This window comes from Chitinophaga sp. 180180018-3, assembly GCF_037893185.1.
In the GTDB taxonomy this organism is placed as follows: Bacteria; Bacteroidota; Bacteroidia; order Chitinophagales; family Chitinophagaceae; genus Chitinophaga.
In genome coordinates, this window is record NZ_CP140772.1 from 2,379,258 (window position 1) to 2,396,408 (window position 17,151).

Below are 17,151 nucleotides of genomic sequence, written 5' to 3' on the forward strand. Positions count from 1 at the left end.
CCCTTCTTGCTTTTAAACTTCGGCATAACTCATTAAGTTTAGGAAACAACCAGATTAATCGACATTCTCAATCGCTGATTCCACGATGAAACAAACCTCCCTGATGCTCCTGCTGCTGAGTTTAGCGGCATGCAATAGCAAATCTGATTTCACCACCTGGGAAGTGACCGGTGGAAGCCGGGCCAATCAGCGTTATTCGGGTATTACGCAAATAGATACTGCCAGCGTGAAGCAACTCCGGGTAGCCTGGGTATATCATTCGGAGAAAAATGACAGCACGCGGTTTGGACCAATGGAATGTAATCCGATAGTCGTGAATGGAATCATGTACGGTGTATCGCCCAAATTGAAACTGTTTGCCATTGACGCTGCCAGCGGACAGGAGAAATGGCATTTTGATCCGGCGGATTCGGTAGCCAATCCCACCTGGCATCGTAACAGTGTAAATATGAACCGGGGCGTAAGCTGGTGGGAGCATGAAGGTGATCAGCGTATTATTTACAGCGTAGGCCCGGTGGTGTTTTCAGTGAATGCTGCTACCGGGCAACTGGTATCATCATTCGGAAAGCAGGGGGGCATCGACCTGCGTTATGAGCTGGGCAAAGAAAATCCCGAGGAGATGTTTCTTTCACCTACTTCGCCGGTGATGGTGTATAAAGATCTGTTTTTTGTCAGCGGTCTCGCTGGTGAAAATACGCCGGGACATATCATGGCATTTGACGCTGCTACCGGCAAACAACGGTGGATATTCCATACCATCCCTCATCCCGGGGAACCGGGGCACGAAACCTGGGAAAACAAAGATGCCTGGAAATTTATGGGCTCCACCAATGCCTGGGCAGGATTCAGCCTGGATGAGCAGCGGGGCATATTGTATGCTGTTACCGGAAATCCGAGTAACGATTTCTACGGCGGCTCGCGGCTGGGAGCCGGATTGTACGGCAACTGCATTATTGCGCTGGATGCGCAGAGCGGGAAAAAGATATGGCATTACCAGACGGTGCACCATGATGTATGGGACCGCGACTTGCCAACACCGCCGGTATTGATAACGGTAACGCATAATGGAAAACAGGTGGATGCTGTAGCACAAACCACCAAGCAGGGCTTCATTTTCGTGCTCAACCGCGAAACGGGCGAACCCGTGTATCCTGTTACGGAACAGGCATTTCCCGTGAATACACCGCTGGCAGGAGAGCGTTTGTGGCCCACGCAGCCGGTACCGGACCAGCCCCGCCCTTTTGCCCGTCAGCACCTCACGGAAGCAGATCTGAACAACCTGGTGAGCGACAGCTCCCACCAGGATCTCCTGCGTCGTTTCAGGAGTTACAGCAACGGCACACCTTTCACACCGCCTACGAAAGAAGGCACGCTGGTGTTTCCGGGATACGATGGTGGCGGAGAATGGGGCGGGCCGGCCTTTGACCCCGAAAGTGGTATCCTGTATGTGAATGCCAATGAAATGGCCTGGGTGTTAAATATGGTAGATAATAAGCCGGCAACGGCAGCTGTTACGAATGGAGAGGCCGGCGAAGCTGTTTACCGGCAAAACTGTATGGGCTGTCATGGCCCCGACCGGAAAGGCGGAGGCGATTATCCGTCGATACTAGGAGTGGAAAAGAAATATAGTAAAGAGAAGTTCCTGGAACTGGTTACTTCCGGACGTAGAATGATGCCGGGTTTCAACCAGTTAAAGCCGGAACAGAAAGATGCGCTGGCATCGTTTATCCTCCGGCTGCAGGCCAATCAGAAAAAAGGGTTTAAAGGAACAGCGCCTAAGCAAATGCCTCCGCAGGATCTGTATGGCTTTACAGGGTATAATAAATTCCTTACCAAAGAAGGATATCCGGGTATCAGGCCGCCCTGGGGTACGCTGAGCGCTATCGACCTGAATACCGGCCATTACAAATGGCAGGTACCTTTCGGGGAATTTGCAGAGCTGAAAGCCAAAGGGATACCCATCACCGGTCGGGAAAACTACGGTGGGCCGGTGGTAACAGCCGGAGGACTTATTTTCATCGGCGCTACCGGCGACGGAAAGTTCAGGGCTTACAATAAACGGAACGGCGAATTGTTATGGGAAACGGATCTGCCGGCTCCGGGTGTAGCGACGCCGGCCGTATATGCACTCAACGGGAAACAATATGTGGTAATTGCCTGTGGAGGCTCCAAATGGGGCGGGAAACAGGGCGATGCCTACGTTGCCTTTGCGTTACCGGGAAAGTAACCTGCTGATAGAAATAAACGTTAAAATCCATACACTTTTTGTTTAAAAAACATACATATTTTACCCTAAGATTATCTAGATTGCAAATGTATTTACCAGCATGGGTACTGACTGGTAAATGTCCTTTCTGCAATTAAATACCTGGTAATGTCCGGATGGGCTTTCATGGAAGACAGTGAACTTTTACATCTCCTTCAGAAAGGGGAGGTGCGGGCATTTGATGCTATTTATACACGTTACTGGTCTGATCTCTATAAACATGCTTTCTATACCCTTAAATCAAGGGATGCAGCGATGGATGTGATCCAGGAAGTATTTACCTGGCTCTGGCTTCACCGGGAAACGGTGCAGATCACTTCTCTGAAATATTATCTTCGTGCGGCTACCCGCTTTAAAATGGCTAATTATCTGAGAGATACCAAAACCAGGCGGGTGTTTATCAGCGATCTTCAATACACTACCGAGAGCAGTATTCAGCCGGATGAAATCTCCGTGCGGGAATTGAAGGTAGTCATTGCCCAGGCCGTAGCTGCGTTGCCGGAAAAATGCCGGGCAGTATTCAGCCTGAGCCGGAATGAACAGTTATCACACGCGGAAATTGCTTCCCGCCTTAATATCACCGTAAAAACTGTCGAAAACCAGATCACTATTGCGCTGAAGCGCATACGCTTATTCATCGGGCATTCTGTACCGGTTTTCTGGTTATTGCTAACATACCTTCTGAAAAATTTTTGAAAAAAATTTATTCCGCCTTTGGGGGGAAGTGCTTTTTCATGTGCCTCATTATTAAACATCCATTTAAGTGAATCATCAACAACTAGCTCAACTTGCCGGTAAGATCGCGGATGGTACCGCTACGGAAGAGGAAATTGTTTTATACAACCAATGGCTGAGCAGTGTAGGTGAAGAAAGTGGCTGGAACGAAGCTGAACTGGGCAACTACCAGGAAACAGCAGATATATTGAAACAACGCATTTACAAAAATGCAGGGATCAGGAAGCGGGGATTGACAAGGAATATAGTAAGAGTATCTGTGGCGGCCGCTGTAGTGACATTATTTGTAGCGTTGGGTATAAAGCTTAGGAAGACAACGAAAGAAGGCAGCAGCCATGCTCCGATGGCGGGAAAAGCCATCCTGCCGGGAGGCAGCAGGGCGATGCTGACGCTGGCAAACGGGGAAACGGTGCAGCTGGACAGTACGGTGAGCCACACCATGCAGCAGGGCGGAAGTACCATTCAGCTCGGGAACGGACAGGTGATGTATGTCAGCAACACCCATTCCGGAACGCCGGAATATAACACACTGTCAACGCCCGCCGGTGGCCAGTATCAGCTGGTATTACCGGATGGTTCCAAAGTATGGCTGAACGCGGCCTCTTCACTTCGCTTTCCTTCCGGATTTACCGGGGAGGAACGGAGAGTGGAATTAAAGGGGGAAGCTTACTTTGAAGTGACCGCGGATGCCGCGAAGCCATTTGTAGTGCAGGCAGGCGACAATGTAGTGCATGTACTGGGCACACAGTTCAACTTTATGGCTTATAATGAAGAGCCCAGTGCCGATGTAACCTTGCTGGATGGAGCGGTAAAAGTGATACACCAAACAGATTCAGCCACCCTCAGGCCGGGCCAGCAGGCCCGCCTGGCAGACAATCAGAAAATAACGCTGGTGAAACATGCAGATACGGAAAAAATAACTGCCTGGAAGAATGGCTATTTTTCACTGAACGGCGAAGGTACTGAAGTGGTAATGCGACAGCTGTCGAGATGGTACAATACCGAGGTAGTATATGCAGGCAGTATACCTGATCTGAAGTTCGAAGGAAGTATAAAACGGAGCTATGAACTGGCCGACGTATTAGCCATACTGGGTGAAAGCGGCATCCGTTTCAGGATGGAAGGAAGAAAAATTGTTGTGTTACCATGATGATTGAAATTATCGAGTATATAAATTTTAAAGACCAGAATCAATAAAAAAACCGGGAATGCGCTAACATATCCCGGCTAAAGAGGCAAGAAAATACACATCTGTTAAGCTTTTTTCATTACCTAAATCTAATTTATGCTTTTAGACGCTCGTTTCCAAACCATCCCTGGCGTAGCGCGACGCTACCAACACAGTTATGGCGCCCATTTATCCGTCGGTGAGTATACTGACAGGTGAGTTAAAAAGACCGGTATCAACAGTGAACACCTGAACCGGTAACAGGGAATTACCACTTATGAATCAGCAATATCAAGGGTTGCAGCTGGTATACGCTAATATGCCGATTTGCAGGATAGCCTTTGTGCGCATCTGTTAAGCATCCTTAATCATTTATCTATGCATTTAACTGCATGTTTTGTCAACAACAGCGGGCATGTACGCCTATTGACCAAAATCTGGAGAATCATGAAACTTTCTGCATTTTTCATCCTGATTACCTTCCTTCAAATCAGCGCGAAGGGGCTGGCACAGAAGATTACGCTGGCGGAGCGGAATAAACCGATCCAGGAAATACTTATCAAAATTGAGCAGCAAAGCGGTTACAAGTTCTGGTACCATTCCGGTGTACTGGACGGTACCCACAACGTGAGTATCGACGCCAAAGACCTGCCACTGACGCAGGTATTGGATATGTTTCTGAGAGACCAGGGCCTTACCTGGAAGATCATTAAGGAAACAATTGTACTCAACAAGGCAGCACTACCTGCCAGTGCCCCCGCCGCAGATACGCTGCGCGGGCGCGTTACAGACAATACCGGTAACCCGGTGCCCGGCGCAACTGTACAGATAAAGGGAACTAAAAAAGCGGCGGTTACTAACGGCGACGGCTACTTTAAAATGTCCGGTATAGAACCAGATGCGGTGCTCATCGTTTCTAATATTGGTTATGAGCGCCAGGAAGTGCAGGTTGGTGGCAGAAGCCGTATCGACATCCAGGTGAAACCGGAGGTGTCACAACTCGAAAATGTGGTGGTGGTAGGATATGGTACACAGAAGAAAGTAAACCTGACGGGTGCTGTGGCACAGGTGTCGGGGCAGGTACTGGAAAACCGTCCCATGACCCGCATCAGCCAGGGATTGCAGGGGATGATCGCCGGCCTGAACATCACCACCAACAGCGGTGGTGGTGCGCCCAACGCCACGCAGAATATCAATATCAGGGGATATACCGGTATCTCTACTTCCGGCGCACAATCCGGTGGTCCGCTGGTAGTGATCGACGGGGTACAGGGGGGCGATATCAATGCCATCAACCCCAGCGATGTGGAAAGCATTTCTGTGCTGAAAGATGCTGCCTCTACTGCGATCTATGGTTCCAGCGCTCCCTATGGTGTGATTCTTATTACCACCAAAAAAGGTAAGATCGGTCAGGGTGCCCGGGTTACCTACGACAATAACTTTTCCTGGGCACAACCCATCAACCTGCCCAAGATGCTGAATTCACTGGATTTTGCAAATCTTTATAATGAAGCTTTTGCCAACGCCGGCCGCGCACCTTTTTTTGATGATGAAACACTCGCCAGAATTAAGGCTTATCAGGCAGGTACACTAACTACTCAAACGATAAAGAACCCCAACGTTCCGAATGGATGGAATAACTGGAATACCGGAAATGCAAATAACGACTGGTTCAAGATCTATTTTAAAGATTTTGCTTTCAGCCAGCAGCATAATATTTCGGTAAGCGGCGCTACAGAAAAAAGCAACTACTATGTTGGTATCGGATATAATGATAAAGCCGGTATGTATAATTTTGGGAAAGACGATTTCAAACGGTTTAATATCCGCGCCAACCTGTCGACCAACATCACCAACTGGCTTACTTTCAACTTCAGAAGTACTATTTCACGTTCCCTGTACAACACCCCCAACGTGTATTCAGGGCAAACAGGTGGTAACTACATGCACCAGATTGCAAGGAAATTCCCGACGGTATCGCTGATCAACCCGGATGGTCATTACTCCGACGAAAGTAACGTGCTGTTGCACCTGCAGGGCGGACGGAATAAAAACACAGAGGATCAGCCCATGCTCACCGGTGAATTCAAAATCAATCCGCTCAAAGGTTGGGACATTACCATGAACTACACTTTTGACGGTGATTTCTATGATGCCCAGAACCAGCTTAAAACAGTGTTCGTTTACCTGCCCGATGGCTCTACTGCTCCATCCGGTGGTACTACTCCCAACGCATTTACACGCAACAATTACCGCAACGAGCATCATATCGTCAATGCGTTTTCTTCATACGAAAAACAATTGGGCGGCCATACACTCAGGATACTCGGTGGTTTTACCAGTGAGCTGACAAACTATACCTCTTATTCTGCCAGCAACAGCCAGCTGTTTTCCAATGATATACCATCGCTCAGCCTCACCTATAACACCACGCCAAGTGTGAGCGACCAGGTGCGCCGACTGGCTGTGGAAGGCTTCTTCGGACGATTCAACTATAATTTCAAAGACAAATACCTGTTGGAAGTAAACGGTCGTTATGATGGTACATCCCGCTTTCTCGCCGGTCATCGCTGGAAATTTTCTCCGGGTGTATCTGCCGGATGGAATATCGACCGGGAGAACTTCTGGAAACCGATCAGCCATATTGTAAACGCGTTCAAGCTGAGAGGTTCTTATGGTTCTTCGCCTGATCAGCTGTTCCTCGGCGATCCGAGTGTTTATACCTATTACCCGTTCTATCCGGCCCTGGCCACCAGTTCACCTAACAGTACCTCCTGGCTTTTCGGTGGTAGCAAACAGGCTTCCGTGAATCAGCCGCCGCTGGTAAACCCTGATCTGACCTGGGTAACGGCTACTTCCTATGGGGTAGGTGCCGACCTGGCCCTGCTGAACAACCGCCTCTCTGTTACTTACGACTACTATATCCGCAAAGCAGATGATTTCGTAGGCCCGTCGGCGGTAGTTCCCGGATTGTTGGGAACAGGGGTGCCACCAGTGAACAACGCCGCCATCCAAACCAAAGGTTTTGAACTGACACTGCAATGGGCTGATAACATTGGTGAATTAGGCTACAATATAAGAGCTAATCTTTCTGACTATAGAGGAAAAGTAGTGAAATACAACAATCCCGCACGCTCGCTGAGTACCTGGTACGTTGGCCAGAGCATCGGTGAAATCTGGGGATATACTACCCAGGGCCTGTTCCAGTCAGACGAAGAAGCAGCCAAAGCCCCCAGTGCACAGTTCTGGAAAAGCGGCTGGCATGCAGGGGATGTGAAGTACGCCGATCTTAACGGAGATGGTATTATCAGCAACGGTAAAAATACTGTCGACAGCAGTGGCGACCTGAGAGTGATCGGTAACAACACTCCACGCTTCCAGTACAGCCTGAACATGGGTGTTAACTACAAAGGTTTCGATCTGAACGTATTCCTGCAAGGGATCGCTAAAAGAGACGCCTGGATTGGTTCCAACTATTTCTGGGGTATTGTGGGAGACGAGTGGCAAAGCTCTCCGTTCACTGCAAATCTGAACAGATGGACCCCCGGTACACCGAACGGTTATTTCCCGAAATATTACATGAGCCAGGAAAATGGTAAGAATACACAAATACAAACCAGGTACCTGCAAAATGCCGCGTACCTGCGTATAAAGAGCGTACAGCTGGGATATACATTGCCAGCCGGTTTGCTGTCGCGTATACATACAAAGAAAGTACGTGTATACTTCGACGTAGAAAACCTGGCTACATTCACGAAGCTGCTTAAAACAATGGATCCGGAATTGTCTATCAGTGATGCTAAGATCTATCCATTACAACGGACTTTTTCCTGTGGCCTCAATGTAATTCTTTAATTCTAACAACATGAGAAATATGCGTTCTTTCAAAATAATGCTGGCGCTGGCGACGACAGCCTTTACCTTGTTTTCCTGTAAGAAAGATTTTCTGGACAGGACACCGGAAACCGTGATCAGCGATGCGCAATTCTGGAAAACATCCAATGATCTGAAATTATACTGCAATAGCTTTTATACTGCGTTCCCGGCCTATACCGGCTATGGTACTATCGGAAATACGGGCCAGGATGCAGATCAGGGAAGCGACAACATGATCAGCATGAGTTACAATACCTGGATGAACGGAGAAACCGTGATACCTTCCGGTCAGGGTGGTTGGACCTGGGGAACTGTCAGAAATATCAACTACCTGCTGGCCAACTACGTCAAAGTGAATGAGCCCTGGAATAATGTGAAAACTTATGTAGGGGAGGCCCGCTTTTTCCGTGCATATTTTTATTTCAACATGATGAAACAATACGGGGCACTGCCCTGGCTTAGTAAGCCACTGCTGCCATCTTCCCCGGAATTATACAATAAAAGGCTGGCGCGTAATATCATCGCTGATTCCATCATCGCGGATCTCGACAGCGCCATTAATTATCTGCCTTCCAAAACGGCTGCACAACCAAGCAGAGTATATAAAGAATTTGCACAGGCGTTTCAGTCGAGAGTAGCCCTGTACGAAGGTACCTGGGAGAAATACCTCTCAGGTACACCCTTCGGGGTATCCGGTTCTACAGGTAATAAATACCTGCAGAAAGCAGCAGATGCGGCCAATGCGGTAATGGCATCCGGACTGTTCGCACTCGACAATGCCGGCAAGGATTACGGCTACTGGTCGCTCTTCAATCAGACTGATTACAGCGGCAGTAAGGAAGTGATGTTCTGGCGTCAGTACAACCTGACTACCGGACCTACACATAACTGGCACAGATATACGAATTCAGGAGCTGGCCGCGGTCTTACCAAGAACCTGATAGACGACTATCTCTGTGCCGATGGACTGCCTGTTGCACTGAGTCCGCTCTATAAAGGGGATGATTCTCTTACTACTGTTGTAAGAGGAAGAGATCCTCGCCTGGTGCAGACTATCTATGTGAACGATGGTGCACACATCATTACCAATAATCAGCCTGGCGGCGCGCCGAACATGCTTTTCACAGTACCTACATTCAGCGCAGCCAACGAAGGAAAACCCGCTACCGGTTACCAGGTATACAAGGGCCATAATCCCGACTACTTCCAGCAATACGCCGGTGATGTAGGCACTACAGCGTTGATCCTTTTCCGTTATGCAGAAGTATTACTGAACTATGCAGAAGCAAAAGCGGAACTGGGTATGCTTACTCAGGGAGATGCAGACCTGACTATTAACAAGATCAGGAGCCGCGTTGGCATGCCGGCCCTCAATATCGGCGCCATACAAACAGATCCGAACTGGGTATTCCCGGCACTCAGCCCTGTACTGAACGAAGTGAGAAGGGAGCGCCGTATAGAGCTGGCCTGTGAAGGATTCCGCCACGACGACGTGCTGAGATGGGGCGCCGGCGGCAAACTGCTGACAGGCTGGAAACCGAAGGGTGCTAAACTGGCTCAGTGGACGACCGTAGTACCTGCTAATCTGCTGGCCACTTACCCTACAGATGCCAGTGGATATATTGAGCTGTACAAGAATATACCGGCCATGTCTGTCGGCTACAAATTCAACGCAGCAAGAGACTATCTGCAGCCTATTCCGCTATCGGAGCTGCAGGTGCCGAATGCCACGATAGACCAGAACCCGGGGTGGTGAGAATTAAGAATATAGAAAGAAGAATTAAGAATGAGGGCGGAGATAGTAAACGCGAAGTTGATGTTCGCGTTTACTATCTCCGCCCTCATTCTTAATTCTTCATTCCCTATTCACAATTCCCCAAATTCCTTATCTTCGGCAAAACATTGAGAAATGGCTATCAATTTACAAAAGGGACAAAGGATTGATATTGGTCTCTCTAAAATCAGCCTGGGTTTAGGATGGCATCCGAATGAGGGGACAGGATATGATTTCGACCTGGATGCCTCCGCTTTTATGATCGATGAGAACAGGTTGATTGTTAAAGAAGAGTTTTTTGTCTTTTATGGCAATACGGATTCCCCGGATGGTGCATTGCATCATACCGGTGATGACCCTACCGGAGGGAACAGCGCTGAGGGCGATGATGAAACCATACAGGTCAATCTTTCCAGGATAGACCCTCGTGTAAGGGAGATCCTGTTTGTGGTAACCATACATGACGCTATCGCAAGGCGACAGAACTTCGGACAGGTACGTGATTCTTATATCAGAATTGTGGATGACGCAAGTGGCAGTGAGATTGCAAAGTACGAACTTGGAGAAGATTTTTCTATAGAAACAGGCGTGGAATTCGGTCGTCTCTACCTGAAAGACGGCAAATGGAAATTTGAAGCTTCAGGTATCGGCTACCGGGAAGATCTTGCGTTTTTCTTATCCAAGTACTTTAAAGGACAGATCATTAAATAACCGCTTATATGGCAATTTCTTTGGTAAAAGGCCAGACTATCGATCTGCGCAAAAATGATACAGGCGAGGAGTTCGACCTGTCGACCGTAACCGTGGGGCTGGGTTGGGACGTACGTCAGAAAAAGGCTAATGAAGGTTTCTTCGGCAAATTGTTCGGCGGAGATGCAAAGGAAGAAGAGTATGATCTCGATGCCATTGCTTTCCTGCTGGATGCCAACGGGAAAGTAGCTAATCTTGGCAGAACCGTTCAAACACGCGATGGCAGAAGCCAGGGATTATATGAAAGCGATGTTATTTTCTTCAACTCCATGAAACATCCTTCCGGGCATATCTGGCTGACAGGCGATAACAGAACAGGTGCCGGCGATGGCGACGATGAACAGATCATTATCCGGTTGAATGAAATGGATAATCGCTATCAGAGGATTCTCTTCCTGGTAAGCATTTACCAGGGGCGTCAGAATAACCAGCACTTTGGAATGATAGCGAATGCCTTTATCCGTGCGGTAGATAAAAATGGCAGGGAGATTGCCAGGTTCAATCTCTCCGGCGATAGTACCTATAACGGCATGTGCTCCATGACCTTTGCAGAAATTTATCGTAAAGATGGATCCTGGAAATTCAGAGCCATCGGTGAGCCGCATCAATCCGACAGCTTTATCGATGAGTTGAAAAAATTAACTTATTCCTGATACCGGCCATAGGCTAAAAAAGTGGCCGCTGACGAGAGCTTCCGGCATTTCAATTTTGATAAGGACCGGAAAGCGGAACTGAAAAGTGTGGAGAACGGGAAGTGAACCTGATGTTCCTCTCAACACACTCTTACGGTTTCCATTCCAAGTATTTCTCCCAATTTTTCCAGTTTACCTGCAATATGGCCTACACCAATAGCGCAGTGATGTGCAGGTCCGGCTTTACTCCAGTTGTTAACAAAGGATTTAATGTCGATAGGAAACTGGTAACGGCTGTTAGTATTGCCGATCTTCAGGATAGGGCCAGGTACCGACCTGGCCTCTGCTATGAGCAGTTTTAATTTACCTGTACCGGTTTCAGCAACCGACAGCAGTGTAACAGGACCGTGTTTTACTTTCATCTCTATAGATAATCCTTTTCCCGGCTTACCATGATAAACACCGAGTGGCTTCAGCAAAGGCCTGCCTTCTGCAATAGCCAGATGTCCCGGGCCGTCATGTCCCATCAATACAATTCCTTCATTGAAATCCATTCCGTAAAATTCCGTGAAAGAACCACCTGCATTAAAGAGGTCCATGATCTTCATGGCCTGCGCATTTTTCACTTCGTATTCTCCGGCAACAGGGATGCCATGCGCTGTCAGTAGGGAGTTTCCGGCTATAACGGATGCGATCAGATCTTCATATTCACCATCCGGTGTGCCCTCGTAATAATAACAAAGAGAGCCCAGCTGATGATGTGCTGCCAGTTTATCCAATGCTACTGCAGTTTGCGCTGCCCGCTGTACTTCGTGTTCCGGACATTCGTCCAGCACTTCCATTTCTTCCCGGATCTGCTGTACTTTCCGGGCTGTTTCGGCCGCACTCACCGCATGCCGGAATGCAGCCAGCTCGCACATTTCAATATGTTGTATATGTCCGCCGAAAGTAGCCGCCTGTAAAGTCAGGTCGGAATAAATATCGAGCATACCGTTGTAATAATGTCCCAGTACCCCCAGCCGGTTATGTCGCATGGCAGCCGCTACAGCAGCGGCTTCTTTCCAGTCGGCTATTTCCTGCCAGGCTTCTTCATCATTCAGCGTACCGCTGACCACATGGAATTTTATGGCGGCACGGTTGAATACGTTGGCGATTTCCGGTACGGCGCAGGCCTGGCAATTGGCCAGCCATTCGCCGGTCATGGTGCCGCGGTCACCAAGACTGTTAAACCAATCATAATCGATGGCAGCTACCGGCTGCATGTTGAGTATCACCACCGGTACTTTTGCTTTCTGAACAACAGGTAAAACAGTGGCGGAGAGGGCATAGGTAGATACATACAGGAAAATGATGCTCACATCTTCCTGCTTAAACCGGTCGGCCGCCTGACGGGCTTTGTCTACCGTATCCACTAATCCGGTGTTCACAATGCTAACTACATCATCCTGTAACCTCCTGGCAATCACCTCCTGGTAGCCTTCCAGACGCTCCAGCAGGCCGGGAAACTGAGGCCAATAAGTGGATAATCCTATTCCGAAAAGGCCGACTTTGATACTTCCCATATTCCTGTTTTTTCTGCAAAACTATTGGCCGCTTGCGTATAGTCGTGGTAGTTTCTGTTTTTTGTAATCCGATTTCTGACACACCTGTTCCGGAAACGGGAATAAGTTTTTATTTTTAATAATGCAGAGCCGCAAACCAAAATCCGGGGCATCCCTGATCAAGTATCTTACCATTAATGAAGACGACATTAACTGGGGGATAACCGTTACTACAATCGGCTACCAGTCTGTATCGCCGCATAGCAGGTATCCATCAAAGGACCACCCGTCGGGCTATCGTTTCAGTCCGGATACCGGCAGGATCCTCGACGAATACCAGCTGATCTATATCACCCGTGGCGCCGGGCGTTTCAGTTCTGCACATCTTAATAATTCACCCGTTACAGAAGGCGCCGTGATGCTGCTTTTCCCGGGCGAATGGCATAGCTATACACCAGAACCCGCCACAGGATGGGATACCTGGTGGGTAGGATTCCGGGGCGCCGCTGCCGACCAACTGTTCCGGCATCATTATTTTCAACGGCAGGAACCATTGTATCAGCTGGGATTCAGCGAACAGCTGGTGGGATTATTCAGGCAGATAACAGAACTGGCAGCAGACGAGCAAACAGGCTTCCAGCAAGCCATTGCAGGTATTGTGATGCATATGTTGGGCACCGTGTATTTTTCTGTCAGGAACAGCCGGTTACAGGAAACAGAAATTGCCACGAAAATAGAAAAAGCAAGATTGCTGATGCGTGAGCATCCCGATGGCAGCATCTCGCCGGAACAACTGGCACTGGAGCTGAATATCAGCTACTCCTGGTTCAGACGGATGTTTAAACAACATACTGGGCTTTCACCGGCGCAATACCAGCAACAGATCAGGACGCAACGGGCAAAGGAGTTGCTGGCAGGTTCCAGGAAAACGATCAAGGAAATAGCTTACGAACTCAATTTTGAATCTACCAATTACTTCACTTCTTTTTTCAGGCAAAGGGTAGGGGTTACACCCGCTGCGTTCAGGAACAATACCAGGGGATAATGTCATTTTTCATTATAATCAGGTCAATTGCCAACAGCCCGGCCGCCGTAATTGGGATAAGTTTATGAAGTATCAAGTTTGTTTATACCAATGAACTCCAGACGTAATTTCATCAAACAATCGTCCGCTGCTATCCTGTTGACAGCCATGCCACGACTGCCCGGATTTTTCAATGGCACTGCCGGCGATTTCAGCTTTAGCTCCCCGTTTTTTAAACTGACCCTGTCCGCCGCATCGCCGCAACTGCTCTACTTTACAGCCGATAGCCTGGGGCAGTCGCACCTGGATAACAGTCCGCTGATTATAACTGCAGCAGGCGAAACTTTTACGAGCCGGCAAACCGGGAACAGTATCAGTTATTATAAAGATGATCAGCTGGCCTGGCAGTTTACCTGCCACGATAAACGGATAGAAATCCGGTCGCATGGCAACGCAGCGCCGTTTGAGATTACGGTGGCACAAAAGAAAAATCATTGCACCGTGCTGGGACATATGCCTGTAGATGGACAGGTGAAGTTTCCCTGTATCTGGCATATCCCGGGACAGGGTACCTTCCGGATCAGCTGCAACCAGCCGGATGTGCAGTTGCAATACGACGCATTCCGTTTCGACTCCGGCAATACCCGGGGCGAGCCATTTGTAAAACTGGGCTTTAATGCCGCTGGTTCCGGAAAGCCTGAACTGGTGTATGTACTGGAGCCCGTGACTATTTACCGTGAGATGCCGGCGATCAAAGGAGACCCGCGCTTCGACGGATACCGGAAGAACTATATCAATATTTTTCAACTGAATCCGCGTATTGGTACGTTGGCTAACAACAGTGCCAGCGATGCCTGTACGTTCACGTTATTCCTGTATGCCGAAATGGCCCGTTATACACCGGCCCTTGCGAAAGACCTTACCGCGCTGGACCTGATCCGCAACAGCCTCGATCGTTACCTCGGAGGCATGAAAGGCTACGGCCAGGTGGGCTATAAAAACGGGGCAGCGTGGCAAAGTGAATACGACTCGTCCGACAGCATGCCATCGCTGATTATCGCTGCGTGTTACTATATTCTTGACACAAAAGATAAAACCTGGGGCCGCCGCAGCTACGCAGGTATTAAAGAATGGACCGCGAAAATGCTGGCTACAGACCGCGATGGCGATGGACTCATCGAATATGGGTATTCCGGCAACTCCGGCAGCTGGGACGACAAGCCTTTCAAAAGGCCTGCGAACTGGTGGGATACTATCGGGTTTGGTCATGCCGATGCATATTCCAACGCACTGGCCTACCGGGCATTAGTGTTGCTGGCACAGGTAGCGGATATGCTGCAGGAAAAGGAGGATACACGTACATACGCTAATGCTGCTGCTAAATTAAAGGCCGCTTATTATCCGGCTTTCTTCAACAATAAAACCAATGTCCTCGCCGGATGGAAAAGTAAAGATGGCGAGTTGCATGACTACTATTTTATGTTTGTGAACAGCATTGCTGTTTGTTATGGATTACTGACCAGGGAGCAGTCGGCGCAGATCATGAAAACCATGTTGCAGAAAATGAAGGATGTCGGGTATGCTAATTTTCGTGTAGGCTTGCCCGGTAACCTCATTTCAATAGCAGACAACGACTATGCCCATCACGACCCTCGTTGGGGATATCAGCGTTTCCAGGTATATGAAAACGGAGGCGCCTCCGGTTGTTATGCTTACTTTACCCTTCAGGCATTATATGATACAGGATTGAAGAAAGATGCAGAACGCATATTGTTTCCCATGCTGGAGAGCTTCCGCGACGGCGGTTTCGAAGGGAATTGTGAGGGCACGGAAATGACCAAAGACTGGAAGACCTGGAATGGTGAATGCTGGGGATATGAGGGATACCTGGTTGACAATTACCTCACATTGTTGGCGGTAAAGAATTACAGCTCGGAGCGATAGTTGTTGCATATAGATTTTTATATAAATTGCAGGCGCAGTTGTATTGTTATAAAAGATCTGTATGCATAAGGAATTTACGCTTGTTACCCGCAATGAGGCTATAGCCCGCTATCAGGTAGATGCTTTTATCTACGAGAGCAGGGAAGCATTTATGGACCAGGTAGAAGAAGACACTTACTTTTATATCCACGAGGGAGACCTCACGCTTACCGGCAATTTTGTGCTGGATCTTGAAAGAACAGAGAAGGGGGAATATATCAACGGATTTATTATCATCGGGAATCTTGATGTAAGTGGTAATATCGTCAATGATGAGGGCGACTACGGGCCGGTACTTTACGTGGCAGGAAACGTAAGTTGCCAGAGCATGCTGATAGGTGGTTCGCCGGTTCGTGTAACCGGTAACGTTACTGCACGTGAAGTTATCCTCTTATACTACAATCACGGATGGATGCAATGCGATGGTGTATTCCGGGCGCCGGTAATGCTGGTAGATGACTATTACCTCATGCCGGGAAAGAAAGAGATTACGCTGTTTTATTATAATGATCGTAATCCCGCATCGCCGGAAGAAAACGAATATGCAGAAGACGAAGACGGTGATCGTATTTTTTCGCCACGACTGCGGGCGTTGTTGAATAATCCATTGACAACAGATGTGGAAGAGCTGGGGCGCGACCTGGCGAACGGAGAGCTGGTGCTGGCGTCGCAGGAACGCGATGCGGCGTGGTGGGCGATGAAGGTCGGGAAAAATTATCGCGATCTGAAACGGGTACCAATGGCGTTCCGCACCCGGGAACTTTGTATGCAGGCGATGAGCCATTGTATACAGGCGCTGACCTGGTTCCCACGGGAATATATAAACGAGGCGCTGGCGTTTGAAGCAGCCGCGAAGAATGGAATGGCGCTGCGTTATTTACCGGATGAACTGATTACGCGCGCCCTGTGTTACCTGGCGGTAAAACATGGAGGTTTGTTGCGGACCGACATACCTGAACGGCTATACGAACCTCAGTTATTAGAAATGGCGATCATGGTGAAGGATTTTCAGATGGAGTTTATTCCGGTGGAAATGATAACGAAGAAGTTGCTGGTGACTTATGTGAAGCAGGGAAGAGGAGCCTGGCTCGACAGGTATTGCAGCCAGTCGGGCGTGTCTAAGCAGGAAGTATTGCAGGAGGTTATTGATAGTGGAATTAAGTATGTAGAAAATATTTTTAACTGGCATCTCTCTGTTGATACGTATGCTTATGCGAAGCACTGTTATGATAACCCGGAGTATCAGGAAGAATGGGAGGGGTTAGTACAGCGATTTGCCCGTAAGATAGGTAGAATCAGAATTGAGTAGTGATTCGTCATAATATGGCCAGAAAAGTTTCCGTCGATCTTCTCTTTTTCATCCTCGCTTCATCTTCGCATTATAGTTTTGCTTTTATAAAAA

At 48.5% G+C, this 17,151-nt stretch carries 11 protein-coding genes; 10 read left to right on the plus strand and 1 reads right to left on the minus strand.

Going from position 1 to position 17,151, the window contains the following annotated elements; genetic code table 11:
- Positions 1–85: 85 nt before the first annotated feature.
- The 7 genes from UNH61_RS09620 to UNH61_RS09650 all read left to right on the plus strand — a co-directional run bounded on the left by UNH61_RS09620 (position 86) and on the right by UNH61_RS09650 (position 11,222).
- On the plus strand, positions 86–2,227 hold the full coding sequence (locus tag UNH61_RS09620) for a PQQ-binding-like beta-propeller repeat protein (RefSeq protein ID WP_326991879.1): 2,142 nt from the start codon (positions 86–88) through the stop codon (positions 2,225–2,227).
- Positions 2,228–2,374: 147 nt separating this feature from the next.
- The gene (locus tag UNH61_RS09625) at positions 2,375–2,962 is read left to right on the plus strand and encodes an RNA polymerase sigma-70 factor (RefSeq protein WP_326991880.1); all 588 of its coding nucleotides are present in this window, start codon (positions 2,375–2,377) and stop codon (positions 2,960–2,962) included.
- Between the two features lie 67 nt (positions 2,963–3,029).
- Entirely contained in the window at positions 3,030–4,151 is a 1,122-nt protein-coding gene (locus tag UNH61_RS09630) for a FecR domain-containing protein (RefSeq protein ID WP_326991881.1), read from the plus strand.
- 465 nt (positions 4,152–4,616) lie between these two features.
- The gene (locus UNH61_RS09635) at positions 4,617–8,024 is read left to right on the plus strand and encodes a TonB-dependent receptor (RefSeq protein ID WP_326991882.1); all 3,408 of its coding nucleotides are present in this window, start codon (positions 4,617–4,619) and stop codon (positions 8,022–8,024) included.
- Between the two features lie 10 nt (positions 8,025–8,034).
- Entirely contained in the window at positions 8,035–9,801 is a 1,767-nt protein-coding gene (locus tag UNH61_RS09640) for a RagB/SusD family nutrient uptake outer membrane protein (RefSeq protein WP_326991883.1), read from the plus strand.
- Positions 9,802–9,954: 153 nt separating this feature from the next.
- Positions 9,955–10,530, plus strand: a complete 576-nt coding sequence (locus UNH61_RS09645; RefSeq protein ID WP_326991884.1) for a TerD family protein — start codon at positions 9,955–9,957, stop codon at positions 10,528–10,530.
- Positions 10,531–10,538: 8 nt separating this feature from the next.
- Positions 10,539–11,222 carry a TerD family protein gene (locus tag UNH61_RS09650; RefSeq protein WP_326991885.1) on the plus strand — a complete coding sequence of 228 codons (684 nt, stop codon included), beginning with the start codon at positions 10,539–10,541 and terminating at the stop codon, positions 11,220–11,222.
- A gap of 119 nt (positions 11,223–11,341) precedes the next feature.
- Here UNH61_RS09650 and UNH61_RS09655 read toward each other — a convergent pair whose 3' ends face one another.
- Complete coding sequence (locus tag UNH61_RS09655) at positions 11,342–12,763, minus strand: arabinose isomerase (RefSeq protein ID WP_326991886.1); 1,422 nt, start codon at positions 12,761–12,763, stop codon at positions 11,342–11,344.
- A 121-nt stretch (positions 12,764–12,884) separates the two neighbouring features.
- Between UNH61_RS09655 and UNH61_RS09660 the strand changes: the two genes are divergently transcribed.
- The 3 genes from UNH61_RS09660 to UNH61_RS09670 all read left to right on the plus strand — a co-directional run bounded on the left by UNH61_RS09660 (position 12,885) and on the right by UNH61_RS09670 (position 17,058).
- Complete coding sequence (locus tag UNH61_RS09660) at positions 12,885–13,787, plus strand: AraC family transcriptional regulator (RefSeq protein ID WP_326991887.1); 903 nt, start codon at positions 12,885–12,887, stop codon at positions 13,785–13,787.
- Between the two features lie 90 nt (positions 13,788–13,877).
- A complete protein-coding gene (locus UNH61_RS09665; protein WP_326991888.1) occupies positions 13,878–15,710 on the plus strand; it encodes an amylo-alpha-1,6-glucosidase in 1,833 nt (610 codons plus the stop codon).
- Between the two features lie 61 nt (positions 15,711–15,771).
- Positions 15,772–17,058 (plus strand): hypothetical protein, encoded by a 1,287-nt coding sequence (locus UNH61_RS09670; protein ID WP_326991889.1) that lies wholly within the window; start codon positions 15,772–15,774, stop codon positions 17,056–17,058.
- Positions 17,059–17,151 lie beyond the last annotated feature (93 nt).

Coding starts and splice junctions, on each gene's coding strand:
- UNH61_RS09665 (WP_326991888.1), top strand. CDS start 13,878: ATGAACTCCAGACGTAATTTCATCAAACAATCGTCCGCTGCTATCCTG.
- UNH61_RS09660 (WP_326991887.1), top strand. CDS start 12,885: ATGCAGAGCCGCAAACCAAAATCCGGGGCATCCCTGATCAAGTATCTT.
- UNH61_RS09670 (WP_326991889.1), top strand. CDS start 15,772: ATGCATAAGGAATTTACGCTTGTTACCCGCAATGAGGCTATAGCCCGC.
- UNH61_RS09655 (WP_326991886.1), bottom strand. CDS start 12,763: ATGGGAAGTATCAAAGTCGGCCTTTTCGGAATAGGATTATCCACTTAT.
- UNH61_RS09645 (WP_326991884.1), top strand. CDS start 9,955: ATGGCTATCAATTTACAAAAGGGACAAAGGATTGATATTGGTCTCTCT.
- UNH61_RS09635 (WP_326991882.1), top strand. CDS start 4,617: ATGAAACTTTCTGCATTTTTCATCCTGATTACCTTCCTTCAAATCAGC.
- UNH61_RS09625 (WP_326991880.1), top strand. CDS start 2,375: ATGTCCGGATGGGCTTTCATGGAAGACAGTGAACTTTTACATCTCCTT.
- UNH61_RS09620 (WP_326991879.1), top strand. CDS start 86: ATGAAACAAACCTCCCTGATGCTCCTGCTGCTGAGTTTAGCGGCATGC.
- UNH61_RS09640 (WP_326991883.1), top strand. CDS start 8,035: ATGAGAAATATGCGTTCTTTCAAAATAATGCTGGCGCTGGCGACGACA.
- UNH61_RS09650 (WP_326991885.1), top strand. CDS start 10,539: ATGGCAATTTCTTTGGTAAAAGGCCAGACTATCGATCTGCGCAAAAAT.